Genomic DNA, 19,248 nt, shown 5'->3' on the forward strand with positions numbered 1-19,248 from the left:
GGTCTCCGGTTTCAGTCCACGCTGTCCCGACTGAATAGATAGATCACACAGCCAATGGCAAGGGTGACTGCGAAAAATCCGAAGATCGCCGTATAAGGTGCGGAAGGGCTGATCCCGGCGCTGGCCGCATGGATGCGCCCGGTGGCAAATTGCGCCAGACCAACGCCGCCAACGCCAAAAAGGTTCAGCAGGGTAACGCCCCGCCCGACCAGATGCGGCGGCACGAAGGCCCGGCCATGGGCCATGATCACCGGAAAACTGGCGCCCAGAAAGCCGATCACTGCCAACAGCAGCACCGAGACCCAAACGCCGCTGTCAATCCACAGGCACAGCAGGCCCAGTGCTGCGACTCCCAAGGTATTACCGCCCAGGATCACCCATTTCCGGGTGCCCAGGATACGGTCCAGCGGCCCATAGGCGAAGGTTCCCGCGATCATCGCGGCCCCCATGATCAACGTTGCCGTCCCGATCTGAGCGGTGCTGAGCCCGAACACGTCATTCAAATACGGCCCGGCCCAAAGACCTCGGATCGCACCCGATGGCGCATAAGACACAAGCATGAGAGGCAGAATGGCCCAAAGTGCAGGTTCTTTCAGCAGGTCTAGAAGTGATCCTTTTTGCTCGGTTTTTACCTTTTCAGGGTCATGCACCGTCAGCCAGATCCCCGCAGCCACCGCAGCAGAGATAATCGCCAGACCGGCCAGCGTCGCGCGCCAGCCCATCAGCTCGACCGCCAGCGCCGTGGGGTATGAGGCGACCAGATTGCCGACAGATCCCACGCCCAGCATCGCGGCGGCGAGCGTGGCGAATTTGGCAGGTGGAAACTCTCGTGCAAAGATATAGTAGGATGCCATCAGAACCGGCGAGCATCCTACCCCGATCAACGCCATGGCGAGCGCCACATGGAACGGGGTCGTTGCGACCGCGAACAGGCCAGCCCCGCCAGCCCCGCCGATCAGCAGCAGCACCGCAGAACTGCGCCGAGGACCGACGCGGTCCAGTGCCCAGCCCACCGGAATCTGCATCGCCGCAAAGATTAGAAACCAAAGACCTGAAGCAAAGGCGAGGTCTTCGGGTGTTGCGCCGATATCGCGTCCCAGATCGGTGGTCAAAACTGCCAGAAAAGCTCGGAAAAACTGGCTGAGTACATAGGCCAGACACAAGATCACCAAACCTGCCTGCATTTCTTGACCTATTGTCTAGCTGCCCCGCCCCGATGCTTTGCACGCCGCGTTGATCGGCACAAGTGCCATGATTGAATCGATTGGGGCGGACATTCTTCACAATTGAGCTATCATCACTGCAGATTTAGGATTTCCCGAGTGTGTTATGACCCTCTCAGACCCTGTATTTTATGCCTCCGTCCCCATTTCGGACAATTTCCTCAGCCTCAGTGACCCCGCGCAGTTCACACCTTTGCCAGAGACATGGGTTCTGGGCGTCGCCGATATCGTAGATTCGACCGGTGAAATCGCGCGGGGCCGGTACAAGACCGTCAACATGGTGGGGGCGGCCGTGATTTCAGGCATGATCAATGCGCTGGGCGGGCGCATATTCCCGTATGTCTTCGGTGGTGATGGTGCTGGATTCGCCGTATCGGACGAGGATGCCGAGATCGCGCGAGATACGCTGGCAACATTGCAAAGCTGGGCCGAAACGGAATTCTCAATCACTCTGCGTGCAGCGCTGGTTTCGGTGGCCGACATCCGCGCCGCTGGACGTGATCTGCGTGTTGCTCGCTTTGCGCCGTCCACCGGCGTTGACTATGCGATGTTTACCGGCGGGGGACTGGCCTGGGCCGAGGCTCAGATGAAATCCGGGCAACTTGTTGTGCAACCAGCCGGACCTGACGCGCAGCCCGATCTAACCGGCCTATCTTGTCGTTGGTCCAACAGTCCAGCGAGGGTTGGTCAGATCGTTTCACTGGTTATTCAGCCTACATCAGAGTCTAATGAGGCTGAATTCGCCGCCCTGACTCAATCCATCCTGTCCGTCGCCGAAGGGCTAGAACGCGCCGGTCACCCGGTTCCGGCCAAAGGACCTCCGATGAGTTTCCCTCCGCCCGGCGTCGATATCGATGCCCATGTCTCACGCGCGGGTCGGAATCTTCTGATGCAGAAAACACGCTTGATGATCGGGAATATGTTGATCGGCTTGTTGTTCAAAACCGGGATGCGCCTGGGTCAATTCGAACCCAAGCATTACAAGGAGATGGTCAGTCGCAACGCTGATTTCCGAAAGTTTGATGACGGTCTGAAAATGACGCTGGATTGTGACTCGAGCACGTTGGAAAAGCTCACTCAGATGCTGGAAGACGCGCAAACAAAAGGCAAAATCAGATATGGCATGCACGCCCAGCAAGAGGCGATGATGACCTGCTTTGTTCCCTCGGCCATGCGTGACGACCATGTGCATTTTGTTGACGGGGCCTCGGGGGGATACGCGCAGGCTGCAGCGTCAATGAGGGCCTAAAGCCCTCGAGCGATTTCAGTGATCACGTCATAGGCCATCATCACGTCCTGTTCTTTGGTTTCAAACTGACCTGCCTGAAAGCGGATGACCATATCGCCATCCACGCGGGTCTGTGTCAGGTAGATCCGCCCATCATCATTGATTGCATTCACCAGCCGCAGGTTCAGATCATCCAGATCGTCGGCCCCATCCGGCTCGTATCGGAAGGTCCAAAGAGACCACATTGGAGGCGTCACGATCCGAAAATCCGGTTCTGCTGCTAGACGGTCATGCAGCGCGCGCGACCAATTGACGTGATTCCGCGGCCGTTCGCGCAGCCCCTCCAGCCCATAGGTGCGGATGACGAACCACAGTTTCAGCGCGCGGAACCGACGTCCCAATGGCACCGACCATTCCGAGTAATTGATGATCCCGTCCTTGCCGTGGGTTTTCAGATATTCCGGGCTGATCGCAAGCGTGCGGACCAGATCATCGGGGTTTTTCAGGAAATGCGCACAGCAATCGAATTGCACGCCCAGCCACTTATGGGGATTGAATACAATGCTGTCGGCCTGATCGATCCCCGGCCAGTAGTGACGATATTCGGGGCAGATCATCGCCGACCCCGCCCAGGCTGCATCGACATGGGAATAAAGGCCGTATTTCTGTGCGATCGCAAGGCAGCGATCCACTGGATCAGTTGCCCCGGTTCCGGTCCCTCCAACACAAAGGATCACGCCCGCCGGGTGGAAACCAGTCTCTAAATCTGATTGAATCGCTGCTTCAAGCGCCTCGGGGTTCATTCCACGCCAATCACCTTGCACGGGGATGCGCACCAGATTGTCCTGTCCAATCCCCGCAACCCAGATTGCGCGGTCGATTGAGGTATGAACCTCGGAAGAGCAATAAATGCGCAGTGGCTTTTGACCGAACAGCCCCAGCGTGTTGCCCTGCCAGTTCATCGCCTTCTCGCGCATGGTCAGCACAGCCGCCAATGTCGCAGATGACGCCGAATCCTGAATGACCCCGGCAAAACCTTTGGGCAGGTCCAGCGCTTCGCGCAGCCAGTCCATCATTCGTGTTTCCATCTCGGTTGCGGCGGGCGAGGTCTGCCACAGCATACATTGCGGCGCGATGGCGCTGGCCAGGAACTCGGCCAGAACAGACGGGGCCGAGGCGTTCGAATTGAAGTAGGCGAAGAACCGAGGGTGTTGCCAATGGGTAATGCCGGGCATCACGATTTGTTCGAAATCATGAAAGATGTCCTCGATCGGCTCGCCCTGCTCAGGGGGATGCGCGGGCAGAGCGTTCAGGATATCGCCCGGCTCGGTCCGGGCGCGCACGGGCTTGTCGCCCACCGTCAGGTGATAGTCTTGCGTCCACTCGGCAACCTTCTTGCCCCAATCGGAGAATTCATTCCATTTCATCTTATCCGCCTCGGTAGCCTTTTTGTCAGTATCATATGCTAAACAAGTTAAGTAAAGTCCAGTAAACGAAACTCAACCACAACCAACGTTCTATTGCGAAATATTTGGAATTGCGCGAAAATTCCATATGTCAAAGAACTTACCACAGACGTCCCGATCATTGCCGATAGCGTTGTTGCGCGCTCGGGAAAAGGTGATGGGGCCTATTCGTGGTGTGCTAACGGATGCTGGCGTCACCGAGCAACAATGGCGCGTTCTGCGCGTTTTGCAGGAAGAAGGACCTCAGGAGCCTACTCAGATCGCCGAGCGCGCCTGCCTCTTGTTGCCCAGCCTGACGCGCATTCTGAAAAAGCTCGAAGACAGCAAGCTGATCATGAGGCGGCCGGATACCAAAGACCGCCGCCGACAGATTGTCGAAATCAGCGAGAATGGGTTGCAAATTATCGACGCAAATCTGGCGGAAATGTTGGAGCTGGCGGAACACACCCGCTCTTTGCTCGGGGCAGAGCAGCACGAGAAGTTGCTGGACCTTCTGGTAGAGCTTCACCAGCTGGAAGGCTGAGCGCAATGCTCAGAACAGGCTCTAACCAAACTGCTTGTCGTCGTTCAGACCTCGTTTAAGGCCCCAAACGATAAGCATTGTGGGCGGAGAAGGTAATATTCGTTGCCCGTAGATGGTTCGCGTCGTAGCCTCATCCTTACCTTTAACAAACGGTTCAATGCAGATGGATGGGCCCAAACCGCCAGAACCGGCACTGCCTGCACATATTGCAAAGCAGGATTTAAGCGAGCGAGTGGGCGCGCGAGTACGCCGGGCGCGTCAAATGCGAGGCATCCCGCGCCGGATTCTGTCTGAGAACTCGGGCGTTTCCCCACGCTATTTGGCGCAGCTTGAGGCGGGTGAGGGCAACATCTCGATCGGCGTGTTGCACCGTGTCGCACAGGCACTGGATTACAAAGCCGAATGGTTGATTGGTGAAGATGATCCGTGGGATTCGGATGCTTTGCAGATAGTTGAGCTTTTCCGACAAGCCAGCGACGACGTCAAAGAAAGCGTCAGGCGTGCATTGCAACCTCACCCAGATGAGGATGCACGTGCGCATCGGGTTTGTCTGATTGGATTACGCGGAGCGGGTAAGTCAACTCTTGGCGCTATGCTGGCCGCTGCACAAAGACTGCCGTTTGTTGAGCTCACAGCCATGATTGAAGAGATGGCCGGCATGCCCATGTCTGAAGTGATGGCGTTCTACGGGCAAGACGGGTATCGCAATCTGGAAGCGCAGGCGCTGGATCGGGTGATTGCAGAGCATGATCGGGTCGTGCTGGCAGTCGCGGGCGGGATCGTATCAGAGCCTTCGACCTATGCTACCCTGCTTGGCCGGTTTCACACCATCTGGCTGCGCGCGTCACCGACCGAGCATATGGACCGCGTGCGCGCCCAAGGCGACGAACGCCCGATGGCCGGAAATCCCAAGGCGATGGAACAGCTCAAGAACATATTGGCCAGTCGCGAGGCTTTGTATGGGCGGGCAAATGCGCAGCTAGATACATCGGGCAGGGCGCCCCATGTTTCGCTGAACGAGCTGCGCCTACTGATTGAGGAACAAGGTTTCCTGATCGAAAAATTGGGTTCTATTTAGGATCTTTCAGCCAATCCTTTTCAAATTCCACCCCGTCCAGTTCCGCAAATCGCCTTACCCGGTCCAATTCGGCCTGCAGGCGGCGGGTTCTTGCATCAGACCAACGCACCGACCTTTCTGGCCATACGGATCGGATTCGCAACAGTCCACGGTCTCGCTGGGCCTTCATGTCGATGCGTCCGATCAACCGGTGCCCTTCAAGCAACGGAAAGACATAATAGCCGTAGGTACGCTTGGGTTCGGGTACGAACACCTCGATCCGATAGTGGAATCCGAACAACCGCTCGGCCCGGTTCCGGTCACGCAACATAGGGTCAAAAGGGCTGAGAACTCTGATCCGGCCCGGCGCATCGGGCAGCTCTGTAGCGTGTTCACATAGACCGGGGCGGGCGAACACTTTTCGTTCCCGCCCGTCTGCGCATTCGACGCAGATCTCTTTGATTTCACCCTGTGTTAGAGCCTGTTGGCACCAGGATTTTGCCTCGGCAGCGCTTACCGTATCCCAGAACGCGGCAAGCTCTCCTGATGTGGCGAACCCCAGCCGGTCGAGTGCGGCGTTACACAACCAATCCACAGTTTCATTTGCGTCGCAATGCAAATTGCCGGGGCAAAGTTGAGTTTCTATAACCCGCTCTGTCAGGTCATAGCGTTTCTGAAACCCATCGCGTCCAACCACGGTCAGCGCGCCGGATCGCCAGAGATATTCCAGCGCGGTCTTGGATGGATGCCAGTCCCACCAACCGCCAGATCCCTTTTTCTCGTCTTTTCCGACATCGGACGAGCCAACCGGACCATGGTCGCGGATATGTTGTAGGACGGTTTCGAACTTTTGCTCAAACCCGTCACGCCGCCAGTTCTTCCAGCGGGCTTTCAGCATGTCGGCATCGCGCAGGAACCGCAGATGCCAATGGCGATAGAATTCCATTGGGATCACCGCCGCATCGTGCGTCCAATGCTCAAACAGCGCGCGGTCGCGTTCGTAGAGCTGCTTGAGGTAGCGCGAACGATAGCTGGGCTTACGCGCATATAGGATCATGTCATGCGCGCGGGCGACGGTGTTGATACTGTCGAGCTGGACAAACCCTAAACGATGGATCAGCTGTAACAAGTCATCGCCTTTGGAACTTCCAGTAGGCTGTTCCAAAAGCGCGTGCCGATCCATGAACAGCGCCCGCGCCGCGCGGTTGTCCAGACGTTGCTGCGCCATCGGGAGTTATCGCCGTTTCAGCGTGTCGCCATAGCTGATTTTGGGGGTCAGGGTAACGCGGGTTTCAACCTCGGAATCCGGATCGGCCAACTTCGCCGCAATGATCTCGGCCGCGGTGCGCCCAATCTCGGTCCGGCAGGCATCCATCGTGGCCAGCTTGCGTGGTAGCCCCTGCAGCAGCTCCACATTGTTGAATCCGGCCAATCCGATTTGACCGGGCACATCGATCCCTTGGTCCAGCAAATACAGCAGCCCACCCGCGCCGATCATATCGTTGGAATAATACAGAAAATCCAACTCGGGCGAGCGTTCCAGCATCGCTTGTGTCATCTCGCGCCCCTTGGCCAGCGCTGAGCCACCCGAATAAAATTCACGGTCCTCAATCTCGATCCCGTGCTTGCCCAATACTTCGGTGAACCCTTCGAACCGTTTACGGGCACGGTGGTCTAACGGCATCTTGGTGCCCATAAACCCGATATGCTCATAGCCCGCTTTCAGGATTGCCTGCGCCATTTCGCGCCCGGCGCGGCGGTGAGAGATTCCCACCATCGCATCCACCGGTTTGCCATCGGTATCCATGATCTCGACCACCGGTATGCCAGCTGAATCCAGCATAGCGCGCGCGGCTTCGGTATGCTCCAGCCCGGCAATGATCACGCCTGAGGGCCGCCACGAGAGCATCTCGTACAGCACTTTTTCTTCTTTTTCTGGCAGATAGTCCGTGACGCCAACCACCGGCTGCAGTTCAGTATCTTCCAGCACCTGATTGATACCGGTTAGAACTTCGGGGAAGACCATATTTGACAATGACGGGATGATCACAGCGACCAGATTCACCCGGCTTGACGCCAATGCTCCCGCGATCTTGTTGGGCACATATCCCAGCTCTTTTGCGGCGGCCAAAACACGGGTACGGGTGGCATCCGACACATCCCCGCGATTACGTAGCACCCGGCTAACGGTCATTTCGGATACTCCGGACGCTTCCGAGACATCACGAAGGGTAAGCGGGCGTTTTGTTTCTGTTGTCACCGAGATACCTGCATTGTTTGTTTGGCCGATGGTAGCGTGAACAGGGCGAATTGTTCAACTGTTGTGCAAAGCCCATGACAATCTGAAAAAACCCCGCTAGAGAAAACGACGCGCGGCCCCGTGGCTCAACTGGATAGAGCAGCCCCCTCCTAAGGGGCAGGTTGCAGGTTCGAATCCTGCCGGGGTCGCCAAGCTTTTCTGAACGTACCCGATTAAATGCGTTACAGATCAAGCGTTCTAATTCTCTGCCCTTTGGGAGACGAAGGAATTATACCCTCGTCACTTCTTGCCGGGTGTGCCGTCGAATTTCTTTTCGATGTCGTTCCAACAGTCGATGTAGTCGTCCTGCAGTGGTGCCTCATTGGCGGCGAACGCTGTGAGATGTTGCGGAAAGCGGGTTTCGAACATGAAGGACATGGTGTTCTCCAGTTTGTCTGGCCCCAGGTTTGAATTCGATGCTTTTTCAAAGGCTTCGCGATCCGGGCCGTGGGGCAGCATCATGTTGTGCAGGCTCATACCGCCGGGAATAAAGCCCTGCGGTTTCGCATCATATTGGCCGTAAATATTGCCCATCAGTTCGGACATGATGTTCTTGTGGTACCAGGGCGGACGGAAGGTATCTTCCATGACCATCCAGCGCTCGCGGAACAGAACAAAGTCGATATTGGCGGTGCCGGGCTGGCCTGAAGGTGCGGTCAGAACGGTGAAGATCGACGGATCCGGATGATCGAACAGGATGGCTCCGACCGGGCAATATGTACGCAGGTCGTATTTGACGGGTGCATAGTTGCCATGCCACGCCACCACGTCCAGCGGGCTGTGACCGATTTTAGTCTGGTGAAACTGGCCGCACCATTTGACGGTCACGGTTGAGGGCACTTCGCGGTCCTCAAACGCCGCGACCGGTGCTTTGAAATCACGCGGGTTGGCCATGCAGTTGGCGCCGATCGGGCCGCGGCCAGGCAGTTCGAATTTCTGGCCGTAGTTTTCGCACACGAACCCGCGCGCAGGGCCTTCCACAACTTCGACCCGGTAGACAAGGCCGCGTGGAATGATAGCGATTTCCTTGGGTTCAAGGTCGATGATCCCCAATTCGGTGTAGAATCGCAGAACGCCCTCTTGCGGCACCACCAGCAGCTCGGAGTCAGCCGAGAAGAAGTAATCATCCTGCATCGAAGTATTCACCATATAGATATGGCTGGCCATCCCGACCTGAGTGTTCACATCCCCGGCAGTGGTCATGGTGTGCATGCCCGTGACCCAGGTTGTCTGTTCACCGGTATGGGGCACCGGATCCCAGCGGTACTGTCCCAAGCTGACAACGTCAGGATCGACATTTGGCGCTGATTTCCAATAGGGAACATCGATTTTTTCATAGCGATGTGAATGCTTTACTGACGGGCGGATACGATAGCACCAGGTGCGCTCGTTCTGGTGCGAGGGTGCCGTGAACGCAGTGCCTGAAAGCTGCTCTCCATAGAGGCCGTAATTGCATTTCTGCGGGCTGTTCATACCCTGGGGCAGAGCATCAGGAAGCGCTTCGGTTTCGTAATCGTTGCCAAAGCCCGGCATGTACCCTTCGTGCGGCCCTTTCAAGGATGGGGCAACTGTCATGCGTTCATTCTTGGTCAGCTCATTCATTTTGCACGTTCCTTCCGGACAGATACGATCGAATTTAATGGGTGTGGTAATAGTTGACTTTGTAACTAACAAGCGCGACGGGAAGGTATCTTCAAAAAAGATGAGTTTGATTTGCAGGAAATTGCCATAGCCTTGCACCATGTCCTTCTTCGACTGGCAAAAGGTAGTGCAACAGAGATTGTTAATTCCGGTACCTGCGGGTCAATTTTCGGGGTCAAACAGAGAAATTGACCCTGACAGGCCAAACCAGTCTGATTGTACGTCAGTCAAGTGACCGGAAGTGCCAGGGGTTCAAATTTTATGGAGATTTTGGTGCCCAGGAGAGGACTCGAACCTCCACGTCCACACGGACACTAGCACCTGAAGCTAGCGCGTCTACCAATTCCGCCACCTGGGCAGGTGTCGTGGAGGGGCGTTTAAGCTGACTGGCAGTGGGCGTCAACCAGATTCGGGGGTGTTTTTGAAAGTTTTTTGATGCGTGCCCCAACTTCTGGTTCATGCGACGGACTTTCAGAGAAGCGCGGCGTTATTGCGCCTTGTTCGACGGGCTCGTGGGCGCTAGATCAAATCAGACCAAGACAGCAGGAGCGCCATCATGTCGAAACTCGTCACGATTTACGGTGGATCGGGCTTTGTCGGCCGATATATCGCGCGGCGTATGGCTGCCGAAGGCTGGCGTGTCCGCGTCGCTGTGCGGCGGCCCAATGAAGCGATGTTCGTCAGACCCTATGGCGCGGTTGGTCAGGTCGAGCCTATCTTGTGCAATATCCGTGATGACGCCTCGGTCGCTGCAGCGATGCATGGTGTGGACGCCGTGGTGAATTGCGTCGGCGTATTGAATGAGCTGGGCAAGAATGCGTTCGACGCAGTGCAGGCCGAAGGTGCCGAACGGATCGCCCGGCTGGCGGCCGCTCAGGGTATTGACCGCATGGTTCATATCTCGGCCATCGGTGCGGATCCCGAATCCGACAGCGAATATGCGCGCACCAAAGCGCAGGGCGAGGCGGGCGTTTTGCAACACATGCCGGGTGCCGTCATTCTGCGCCCATCAGTCATTTTCGGCACCGAAGACCAGTTTTTCAACCGCTTCGCAGGAATGACACGGATGAGCCCGTTCCTGCCGCTTGTTGGGGCGGAAACTAAATTTCAACCTGTCTATGTCGATGATGTTGCGCAAGCGGCAGTTCAAGGCGTTCTGGGCAAAGCGTCTGCCGGTGTTTATGAACTGGGCGGGCCAGAGGTAAAGAGTTTCCGCGCCTTGATGCAGCAGATGCTCGACGTAATTCATCGCCGCCGGATCATCATCGGGATGCCTTTCTGGGCGGCGAAAATCATGGCGGGTGTGTTGGATATCGCGAAGTTCGTCAGTTTTCAGTTGTTTCCGAACAATATCCTGACTCGTGACCAACTTAAGAATCTGCGGCGCGATAATGTGGTGGCGGATGACGCTAAAGGTTTTTCAGACCTCGGGATCGAGCCCGCGACGTTAGAATCGGTTCTGCCAGAATATCTGTGGAAATTCCGCCCCGCGGGCCAGTATGACGATATTCAGAACTCGGCCAAGAACCTGCGCATCTGATCAGCTATAGGCGATCATTAGCAGTATTGCTCCGAGGATGACCCGGTAGATCACATAGGGCGTGAAACTGACGCTGCGCAGAAGCCGCATCATCAGGTTAAGCGCGAGCAGAGCCGAAACAAAGGCGAAGGCTGCGGCAATCGCGCCGTCCTTGGCCAGCTGTGTGTCCGCCTCACGGACGACGTCGACCGAAAGCAGGACGCCCGAAGCGATGATCGTAGGTATCGACATCAGCATGGCAATCCGCGCACCATCTTCGCGTGTATAGCCAAGCTGACGAGCGCCTGTGATCGTAATCCCCGAGCGTGAAGTCCCCGGGATTAAGGCCAACATCTGCCACAGCCCCATGATCATTGCGTCCTTTAAGCCCCAGTCCGAACTACGTTTGGTTTGTACCCCCTTTTGATCCATCCAATACAGCACTAACCCGAAGCCAAGCATCGCCCATCCGATGACGGCGACTGAACGCAGAGTCTGCTCAAGCCCCGTCAGGTACACGATCCCACCCGCAATGACTGTCGGAATCGTGGCGATGACCAAGCCCAGTGCCAACCGCGCCTGAGGCGTCTCAATTCGTCCTCGGATAATTTGTGGTATCCCGGCTAGGGCTTGTTTCACATCTGACCAGAAATAAAGAATAACCGCGCCAAGTGTTCCAACATGGACGGCGACATCGATTGCCAGGCCTTGATCATCCGCGCCAGTCAGGCGGGGCAACAGGATCAGGTGCCCGGATGAAGATACAGGCAAGAATTCGGTGACGCCCTGAATGATCGCCACAAGAATCAAGTGAAAAAGGCTCATCTGCTCTGCCGGTACCGTGCTCGTTTTGTTGAGAACAATGGGTATAAGCGGGCAACGGGAAAGTGAAGTGTTCAGATAGGTCCGAATCGGAACTAAAAACACGACAAATTTCTCTGAAAAAAACATCGAGCGATGCAGTTTTCTCAATATAGGTCAGTACTGTTGACTTTTCATCCAGAATGACATCACTTAAAGAACCCTGACCAAGCCAATTCATGGAGTCTGACCCGTGGCCAAGCAACCGATGCTGAAATTTGTGCAGATCGATCGTGTCATGCCTGAAAAGCGTGCCGCCAGTGACCGCAAAGAGGACTTCGATGAAATCTATGCCGAGTACGCCGCGGAGAAGGCGGCCGAACAGGCCAGCCGATGCAGCCAGTGCGGAGTGCCCTATTGCCAGTCCCATTGTCCGCTGCACAACAATATCCCTGATTGGCTGAACCTGACGGCAACCGGGCGGTTGGAAGAGGCGTATCAAACAAGCCAGGCTACCAACACTTTCCCTGAAATCTGCGGCCGCATCTGCCCACAGGACCGTCTGTGCGAAGGCAATTGCGTGATCGAGCAATCGGGCCACGGTACGGTCACCATCGGCTCGATCGAGAAATACATCACCGATACAGCCTGGGACAAAGGCTGGGTCAAACCCGTTCAGCCTCGTGCCGAGCGCGACGAAAGCGTGGGTATCATTGGCGGTGGTCCCGGAGGATTGGCAGCGGCGGATATGCTGCGCCGGGCGGGTATTCAGGTCACGGTCTATGATCGTTATGACCGTGCGGGGGGGCTGCTGATGTACGGCATTCCCGGTTTCAAGCTGGAAAAGGATATCGTCCAACGCCGAAATGACCTGCTGGCAGATGGTGGTGTTGCATTTGAGCTGAACTGCGATGTGGACGCCGCGAAATTCGCGGAAATCCACGCGAAACATGATGCGGTGATTATTGCAACGGGCGTCTACAAATCCCGTGATCTGTCCATGCCCGGCAGCGGTCTGGGTGGGATTGAAAAGGCGATCGATTTTCTGACAGCCTCGAATCGCAAAAGTTTTGGCGATGCGGTTGATGACTTCGACAATGGCCGCCTGAACGCGGAAGGTAAGAAAGTGGTCGTCATCGGCGGGGGCGATACCGCAATGGATTGCGTGCGCACGTCGATTCGTCAGGGTGCGACGTCGGTCAAATGCCTCTATCGTCGGGACCGCGCCAATATGCCGGGCTCGCAGCGTGAGACCCAGAATGCCGAGGAAGAAGGCGTGATCTTCGAATGGCTTAGCGCACCCAAAGGCTTTACCGGCGATGAGCAGGTAAACGGTGTCATGGTGCAGAAGATGCGTCTGGGCCAGCCCGATGCCTCGGGCCGTCAGGCTCCCGAAGTGATTGAGGGCGCAGACTATGTCGAAGAGGCCGATCTGGTGATCAAGGCGCTTGGATTCGAACCCGAAGACCTGCCCACCCTGTTTGGTCAACCCGATCTACCCGTGACCCGCTGGGGTACCGTCAAAGCCGCGTTCCAGACCGGTGCGACCGAGATGGAGGGCGTTTATGCCATCGGCGACATCGTGCGCGGTGCTTCGCTGGTGGTCTGGGCGATCCGTGACGGGCGCGATTGCGCAGATGCCATAATTGAGCGTTTTAACGCCAAATCCGCCATCGCAGCCGAGTGAAACAAAACGCAAAAGCAATTCGAAAAATCCCAGCGGGTATGCGTTCGAAAGCGAACGCCGACAGATGAACAAAAGCCTGTGTGCCCCCTTGGGAAGAAGGAGACAGCCAATGACCAAATATGATGCCGATTGGGTGCGGGCCGAAGAAGCCAAGCGCAAATGGATGGCAGAAAACGGTCTCTATTCAGAGGAAGAAGAACATTCCTCGTGCGGTGTGGGCCTTGTTGTGTCCGTCGATGGTAAGCCGTCACGCAAGGTGGTGGATGCCGGGATCGATGCGCTAAAGGCAATCTGGCATCGCGGCGCGGTGGATGCGGACGGTAAAACCGGGGATGGCGCAGGTATCCATGTGCAGATCCCGGTCCCATTCTTCTATGATCAGATTCGTCGCACGGGTCATGAACCAAACTTGGATGAACTGGTTGCTGTCGGTCAGGTTTTCCTGCCCCGCACGGATTTTGGCGCGCAGGAACAATGCCGGACTATAGTGGAAACCGAAGTTCTGCGCATGGGTTACTATATTTATGGCTGGCGACATGTACCGGTTGATGTGACCTGTCTGGGCGAAAAGGCCAACGCGACCCGGCCCGAGATCGAGCAAATTCTGATCTCGAACTCCAAAGGCGTGGATGAAGAGACATTCGAGCGTGAGCTCTATGTCATTCGTCGCCGTATTGAAAAAGCGGCGCTGGCCGCAGGAATCTCGGGGCTGTATCTGGCGTCGCTCTCTTGCCGGTCGATCATCTACAAAGGCATGATGCTGGCCGAGCAGGTCGCTGTTTTCTACCCCGACCTGCTGGATGAGCGGTTCGAGTCCGCTTTTGCCATTTACCACCAGCGCTATTCAACCAACACGTTCCCGCAATGGTGGCTGGCCCAGCCCTTCCGTATGTTGGCCCACAACGGTGAGATCAACACGCTGAAAGGCAACATCAACTGGATGAAAAGCCACGAGATCCGCATGACCTCGGACAGCTTTGGCGTCTATGCCGAGGACATCAAGCCGATCATTGCGGGCGGATCATCGGATTCTGCCGCATTAGACTCGGTATTCGAGGTTTTGGTGCGTGCGGGGCGCTCTGCGCCGATGGCGAAGACCATGCTGGTTCCGGAAAGCTGGTCCAAGCAAGCTATCGAGCTGCCGCAAAGCTGGCGCGACATGTATTCCTACTGCAATTCAGTGATGGAACCTTGGGATGGCCCTGCTGCGCTGGCAATGACGGATGGCCGCTGGGTATGTGCCGGTTTGGATCGGAACGGTCTGCGCCCGATGCGCTATGTGGTAACCGGCGATGGTCTGGTCATCGCGGGGTCCGAGGCGGGTATGGTGCCGATTGATGAGGCCACCGTGACCGAAAAAGGCGCGCTGGGACCGGGCCAGATGCTGGCTGTCGATATGAAAAAGGGCAAGCTGTTCCGCGACAAGCAGATCAAGGACAAACTGGCCCGAGCACTGCCGTTTGGCGACTGGGTCGGCAAGATCAACGATCTGGACGAGTCACTTGCGGGCGTGACGGAACACCCGAAATTCATCGGAGAAGAACTGCGCAAGCGTCAGATCGCGGCCGGGTATTCTGTAGAAGACCTAGAACAGATTCTTGCCCCGATGGCAGAGGACGGCAAAGAGGCGCTGGCTTCGATGGGGGATGATACGCCCTCGGCTGTTCTGTCCAAGCAATACCGCCCGCTTAGCCACTTTTTCCGGCAGAACTTCAGCCAGGTGACGAACCCTCCGATCGACAGTTTGCGTGAATACCGTGTGATGTCGCTGAAGACGCGGTTCGGCAACCTTAAGAACGTGCTGGACGAAGACAGCAGCCAGACCGAGATCATCGTTCTGGAAAGCCCCTTTGTCGGCAATGCACAATGGGACACCCTGGTCAATCAACTGGGTTCACCCCTTGCGGAGATCGATTGTAGCTTTGAACCCGGCCGAGGCGCTCTGAGCGCCGCCTTGGCACGTGTTAGAGCCGAAGCAGAGGAAGCCGTGCGCTCGGGCGCGGGTCACTTGGTTCTGTCTGACATGAATTCAGGGCAAGGTCGTGTGGCGATGCCGATGATCCTGGCCACCAGTGCTGTGCATTCGCATTTGACCCGTCAGGGTTTGCGGACCTTTTGTTCGCTGAACGTGCGGTCTGCTGAATGTGTTGATCCTCATTACTTTGCGGTTCTGATCGGCTGTGGCGCGACTGTTGTGAACGCCTATCTGGCCGAAGATTCACTGGCTGATCGCATTGACCGTGGTCTGCTGGACGGCACCCTGACCGAAAACGTTGCGCGCTATCGCGAAGCCATCGACCAGGGTCTGCTGAAGATCATGGCCAAGATGGGTATTTCGGTGATCTCGTCCTATCGCGGTGGTCTGAATTTCGAAGCCGTGGGTCTCAGCCGCGCGATGGTGGCCGAGTATTTCCCGGGCATGACCAGTCGTATCTCCGGCATCGGTGTCACCGGCATTCAGACCAAAGTCGAAGAAATTCATGCCAAGGCGTGGGACAGCGGTTTGGATGTTCTGCCCATCGGAGGTTTCTACAAAGCGCGTAAATCGGGTGAGACCCACGCGTGGGAAGCAACCTCAATGCACATGATGCAAATGGCCTGTAACCGCGCCTCATATGAGCTGTGGAAACAGTATTCGGCCAAGATGCAGTCCAATCCTCCGATTCACTTGCGCGATCTGATGGATTTCAAGCCGCTGGGCAAGCCGGTGCCGATCGAAGAGGTCGAATCGATCACTTCAATCCGCAAACGCTTTGTCACTCCAGGCATGTCGCTGGGCGCCCTAAGCCCCGAGGCGCACAAGACACTGAACGTGGCGATGAACCGGATTGGCGCGAAGTCGGATTCCGGCGAAGGTGGTGAAGACCCGGCGCATTTTGTGCCTGAACCCAACGGTGACAACCCGTCGGCCAAGATCAAACAGGTGGCCTCGGGCCGGTTCGGCGTGACCGCCGAATACCTGAACCAGTGCGAAGAGCTTGAGATCAAGGTCGCCCAAGGCGCGAAACCGGGTGAGGGCGGTCAGCTGCCGGGTATGAAAGTCACAGACCTGATCGCGCGTCTGCGGCATTCTACCAAGGGTGTGACGCTGATATCGCCGCCGCCGCACCACGACATCTACTCGATCGAGGATTTGGCGCAGCTGATCTATGACCTGAAACAGATCAACCCGCGCTGCAAAGTGACGGTTAAGCTGGTGGCGTCCTCGGGCGTCGGCACGATTGCTGCCGGTGTGGCCAAGGCGAAAGCGGATATTATCCTTATTTCGGGTCACAATGGCGGCACTGGGGCCTCACCTGCGACTAGCATCAAATATGCCGGCCTGCCATGGGAAATGGGCCTGACCGAAGCCCATCAGGTTCTGGCGATGAACAACCTGCGCGACCGTGTGACTCTGCGGACGGATGGTGGCCTGCGCACCGGTCGTGACATCGTCATGGCCGCGATGATGGGCGCTGAGGAATACGGCATCGGTACCGCCGCCCTGATCGCAATGGGCTGTATTATGGTGCGTCAGTGCCAGTCGAACACCTGTCCGGTGGGCGTGTGTACGCAGGACGAATCGTTGCGTGCCAAGTTTACTGGCAACGCGGACAAGGTGGTGAACCTGATCACCTTCTACGCACAGGAAGTGCGAGAACTGCTGGCTAGCCTCGGCGCACGTTCGATTGACGAAATCATCGGTCGTGCTGATCTGCTAGCACAGGTCAGCCGCGGATCGGCGCATCTGGATGATCTGGACCTCAACCCGCTGTTAATCACCGTCGATGGCGCACATGATATCGTCTACAACCGCGACAAGGATCGTAATGCAGTGCCGGATACGCTGGATGCCGAGATTGTGCGCGATGCGGCGCGCTTCCTGAAAGACGGTGAGAAGATGCAACTATCTTACGCGGTGCAGAACACGCATCGGACCGTGGGTACACGTGTCTCAAGCCACATCGTCCAGAATTTCGGCATGCGGAACACGTTCCAGGACGATCACTTGCATGTGAAGCTGCAGGGTTCGGCGGGCCAGTCACTGGGGGCTTTTGCCGCTCCAGGTCTCAAGCTGGAGGTCTCGGGTGATGCCAACGACTATGTCGGCAAGGGGCTTTCGGGCGGCATGATCGTTGTGCGGCCCCCGCAGGTGAGCCCCCTCAAGGCGGAATATAACACCATCATTGGCAACACCGTCCTATACGGTGCCACCGATGGCCACCTATTTGCAGCAGGCCGCGCAGGTGAGCGGTTCGCGGTGCGAAATTCAGGTGCCAGAGTGGTGATCGAAGGCTGCGGCTCGAACGGATGTGAATACATGACCGGCGGCGTTGCGGTTATTCTCGGCGATATCGGTGCCAACTTTGGTGCGGGGATGACGGGTGGTATGGCTTATCTGTACGACCCCGAAGGCAAGGCCGAAGCGCTGATGAACATGGAGACGCTTGTCACCTGTCCGGTGACAGTGGACCATTGGGAAGATCAGCTGAAAGCAATGATCGAGCGCCATGTTGCGGAAACCAATAGCCGCAAAGCCATTGATATCTTACAGCATTGGGATGTGGAAAAGACCAACTTCCTGCAGGTTTGCCCAAAAGAGATGTTGAACAAGCTCAGTCATCCTCTGACCACCGAAGTGGCGGCGGTTCCTGCAGAATAGGTCTTGAGATATCTAAATCTTTGGCCCGGCGTGTCGTTCCCAACACGCCGGGTATTCTTTTGTCTGGCCATATTGTTTCCAATTCTTGTGTAATGCCGTGCATAACGCCTAGCTTTAGTCATAGTTTATTCGGGAAATGCAGGCATGCTGCTATCCCAATGATGTGAGTGAAGTGGAATATCGGTGTGCCCACGACGTATACAGACCAGTTTTTTGTGCTCGACCCGGCCAATCCGGGTGCGAACGGAACCGTTGTTGGATCCACGCTGAACGTCGAGTTCTTTGATATCATCGATCAGAATGACGATGATCTGGTCAACCGGCTGAATGGAGACTCGGTTGACGGATCTGACATCACTGCGTCTTACTTCGATGATATGGTGACGATCGAGTTGCCGGGTGGTGCGCAGGTTACATATACCGGCGTTACCTTCTACCTTGCTGACGGGCGCGAGGTTTTTACCCCAACAGACGGCTCGGTTCTGCAGCAAGGCACGTTTGTTTCTTCTTCAGTCACCGATTTTAGCGATGATGGGGCTTCGTTTGGTTCGGTCGATATCGCCAACGGTGATCTCGGTCCGCCTTGCTTTACGCCCGGCACATTGATTGATACCCCCGATGGGCCCCGGCCGGTCGAGGACCTGAAACTTGGAGATCTGGTTACGACCGCGGATAGCGGCGCTAAACCTGTGCTCTGGATTGGTCGGACCAAGGTAGCAGCCGAGGGTAAACTGGCCCCCATTCGGTTCGAGACAGGGATGTTCGGAATCACGCGCCCTCTGCTTGTTTCGCCGCAGCACAGGATGCTGATCGATGATTGGCGTGCACCCTACCTGTTTGGCCATGAAGAAGTTCTGATCGCTGCCCATTGTCTTGTGAACGGAACAACAGTCACGCGTGTCGAAGGGGGCGAGGTGGATTATATCCACATTCTGTTCCGGCGACATGAGATCGTGTTCGCCAATGGCGCCAAAAGTGAAAGCTACTACCCGGGACATGCACTGACCCAGGCCGAGCGTCGGACGCAAGCAGAAGTATTGGCCTTGTTCCCGGAGTTGGCGGCGCGCGGAGCAGCCTCAGTCAGAACTGCACGCCCGGTTGTGCGACCGCGCGACGGACAGATGTTGTCGAAATAATCCGTTTCAAATACGCCCTTCGCGGC

Annotated in this window: 13 protein-coding genes and 2 tRNA genes; 8 read left to right on the forward strand and 7 right to left on the reverse strand. The window is 56.6% G+C overall.

What is annotated here, in order from left to right:
* Nucleotides 1-11: 11 nt before the first annotated feature.
* Nucleotides 12-1,184: an MFS transporter gene (locus ACR0JG_RS18325; protein WP_480571718.1), complete on the reverse strand. Its 1,173-nt coding sequence runs from the start codon at nt 1,182-1,184 to the stop codon at nt 12-14.
* Between the two features lie 145 nt (nt 1,185-1,329).
* On the opposite strand from ACR0JG_RS18325, the gene ACR0JG_RS18330 reads away from it, so the two are divergent.
* Nucleotides 1,330-2,472: a DUF3095 domain-containing protein gene (locus tag ACR0JG_RS18330; RefSeq protein WP_480571721.1), complete on the forward strand. Its 1,143-nt coding sequence runs from the start codon at nt 1,330-1,332 to the stop codon at nt 2,470-2,472.
* Here ACR0JG_RS18330 and ACR0JG_RS18335 read toward each other — a convergent pair.
* Nucleotides 2,469-3,878, reverse strand: coding sequence for a pyridoxal phosphate-dependent decarboxylase family protein (locus tag ACR0JG_RS18335; RefSeq protein WP_480571724.1), 1,410 nt, complete (start codon nt 3,876-3,878; stop codon nt 2,469-2,471). The genes ACR0JG_RS18330 and ACR0JG_RS18335 overlap by 4 nt on opposite strands.
* A 127-nt stretch (nt 3,879-4,005) precedes the next feature.
* Between ACR0JG_RS18335 and hpaR the strand changes: the two genes are divergently transcribed.
* Both hpaR and ACR0JG_RS18345 read left to right on the forward strand, forming a co-directional pair.
* The gene (gene hpaR / locus ACR0JG_RS18340) at nt 4,006-4,440 is read left to right on the forward strand and encodes a homoprotocatechuate degradation operon regulator HpaR (RefSeq protein ID WP_170515396.1); all 435 of its coding nucleotides are present in this window, start codon (nt 4,006-4,008) and stop codon (nt 4,438-4,440) included.
* Between the two features lie 163 nt (nt 4,441-4,603).
* A complete protein-coding gene (locus tag ACR0JG_RS18345) occupies nt 4,604-5,518 on the forward strand; it encodes a helix-turn-helix transcriptional regulator (protein WP_170399212.1) in 915 nt (304 codons plus the stop codon).
* Here the strand turns inward: ACR0JG_RS18345 and ACR0JG_RS18350 are convergent.
* Nucleotides 5,511-6,725 carry a winged helix-turn-helix domain-containing protein gene (locus ACR0JG_RS18350; RefSeq protein ID WP_480571727.1) on the reverse strand — a complete coding sequence of 405 codons (1,215 nt, stop codon included), beginning with the start codon at nt 6,723-6,725 and terminating at the stop codon, nt 5,511-5,513. The two genes, ACR0JG_RS18345 and ACR0JG_RS18350, sit on opposite strands and share 8 nt — an antisense overlap.
* 6 nt (nt 6,726-6,731) lie before the next feature.
* Nucleotides 6,732-7,757 carry a LacI family DNA-binding transcriptional regulator gene (locus tag ACR0JG_RS18355; protein WP_170399205.1) on the reverse strand — a complete coding sequence of 342 codons (1,026 nt, stop codon included), beginning with the start codon at nt 7,755-7,757 and terminating at the stop codon, nt 6,732-6,734.
* A 114-nt stretch (nt 7,758-7,871) separates the two neighbouring features.
* Here ACR0JG_RS18355 and ACR0JG_RS18360 point away from each other — a divergent pair.
* Nucleotides 7,872-7,948: transfer RNA gene (locus tag ACR0JG_RS18360), tRNA-Arg, on the forward strand.
* A gap of 88 nt (nt 7,949-8,036) precedes the next feature.
* Here the strand turns inward: ACR0JG_RS18360 and hmgA are convergent.
* A complete protein-coding gene (hmgA, locus tag ACR0JG_RS18365) occupies nt 8,037-9,398 on the reverse strand; it encodes a homogentisate 1,2-dioxygenase (protein WP_480571730.1) in 1,362 nt (453 codons plus the stop codon).
* A 310-nt stretch (nt 9,399-9,708) separates the two neighbouring features.
* Nucleotides 9,709-9,795 (reverse strand) — tRNA-Leu (locus ACR0JG_RS18370).
* A gap of 198 nt (nt 9,796-9,993) precedes the next feature.
* Between ACR0JG_RS18370 and ACR0JG_RS18375 the strand changes: the two genes are divergently transcribed.
* Nucleotides 9,994-10,977 (forward strand): complex I NDUFA9 subunit family protein, encoded by a 984-nt coding sequence (locus ACR0JG_RS18375; protein WP_170515229.1) that lies wholly within the window; start codon nt 9,994-9,996, stop codon nt 10,975-10,977.
* Here the strand turns inward: ACR0JG_RS18375 and ACR0JG_RS18380 are convergent, their stop codons facing one another.
* Nucleotides 10,978-11,781 (reverse strand): undecaprenyl-diphosphate phosphatase, encoded by an 804-nt coding sequence (locus tag ACR0JG_RS18380; protein ID WP_480571733.1) that lies wholly within the window; start codon nt 11,779-11,781, stop codon nt 10,978-10,980.
* 229 nt (nt 11,782-12,010) lie between these two features.
* Between ACR0JG_RS18380 and ACR0JG_RS18385 the strand changes: the two genes are divergently transcribed.
* From ACR0JG_RS18385 to ACR0JG_RS18395, 3 genes are all read left to right on the forward strand, one after another.
* Nucleotides 12,011-13,444 carry an NAD(P)-dependent oxidoreductase gene (locus tag ACR0JG_RS18385; protein ID WP_170515238.1) on the forward strand — a complete coding sequence of 478 codons (1,434 nt, stop codon included), beginning with the start codon at nt 12,011-12,013 and terminating at the stop codon, nt 13,442-13,444.
* 109 nt (nt 13,445-13,553) lie between these two features.
* Entirely contained in the window at nt 13,554-18,086 is a 4,533-nt protein-coding gene (gene gltB, locus ACR0JG_RS18390; protein WP_480571736.1) for a glutamate synthase large subunit, read from the forward strand.
* Nucleotides 18,087-18,271: 185 nt separating this feature from the next.
* Nucleotides 18,272-19,222: a Hint domain-containing protein gene (locus tag ACR0JG_RS18395; protein WP_170819279.1), complete on the forward strand. Its 951-nt coding sequence runs from the start codon at nt 18,272-18,274 to the stop codon at nt 19,220-19,222.
* Nucleotides 19,223-19,248 lie beyond the last annotated feature (26 nt).

This window comes from Ruegeria sp. AD5, from assembly GCF_056542345.1.

Coding starts and splice junctions, on each gene's coding strand:
- ACR0JG_RS18325 (WP_480571718.1), bottom strand. CDS start 1,184: ATGCAGGCAGGTTTGGTGATCTTGTGTCTGGCCTATGTACTCAGCCAG.
- ACR0JG_RS18330 (WP_480571721.1), top strand. CDS start 1,330: ATGACCCTCTCAGACCCTGTATTTTATGCCTCCGTCCCCATTTCGGAC.
- ACR0JG_RS18335 (WP_480571724.1), bottom strand. CDS start 3,878: ATGAAATGGAATGAATTCTCCGATTGGGGCAAGAAGGTTGCCGAGTGG.
- hpaR (WP_170515396.1), top strand. CDS start 4,006: ATGTCAAAGAACTTACCACAGACGTCCCGATCATTGCCGATAGCGTTG.
- ACR0JG_RS18345 (WP_170399212.1), top strand. CDS start 4,604: ATGGATGGGCCCAAACCGCCAGAACCGGCACTGCCTGCACATATTGCA.
- ACR0JG_RS18350 (WP_480571727.1), bottom strand. CDS start 6,725: ATGGCGCAGCAACGTCTGGACAACCGCGCGGCGCGGGCGCTGTTCATG.
- hmgA (WP_480571730.1), bottom strand. CDS start 9,398: ATGAATGAGCTGACCAAGAATGAACGCATGACAGTTGCCCCATCCTTG.
- ACR0JG_RS18375 (WP_170515229.1), top strand. CDS start 9,994: ATGTCGAAACTCGTCACGATTTACGGTGGATCGGGCTTTGTCGGCCGA.
- ACR0JG_RS18380 (WP_480571733.1), bottom strand. CDS start 11,781: ATGAGCCTTTTTCACTTGATTCTTGTGGCGATCATTCAGGGCGTCACC.
- gltB (WP_480571736.1), top strand. CDS start 13,554: ATGACCAAATATGATGCCGATTGGGTGCGGGCCGAAGAAGCCAAGCGC.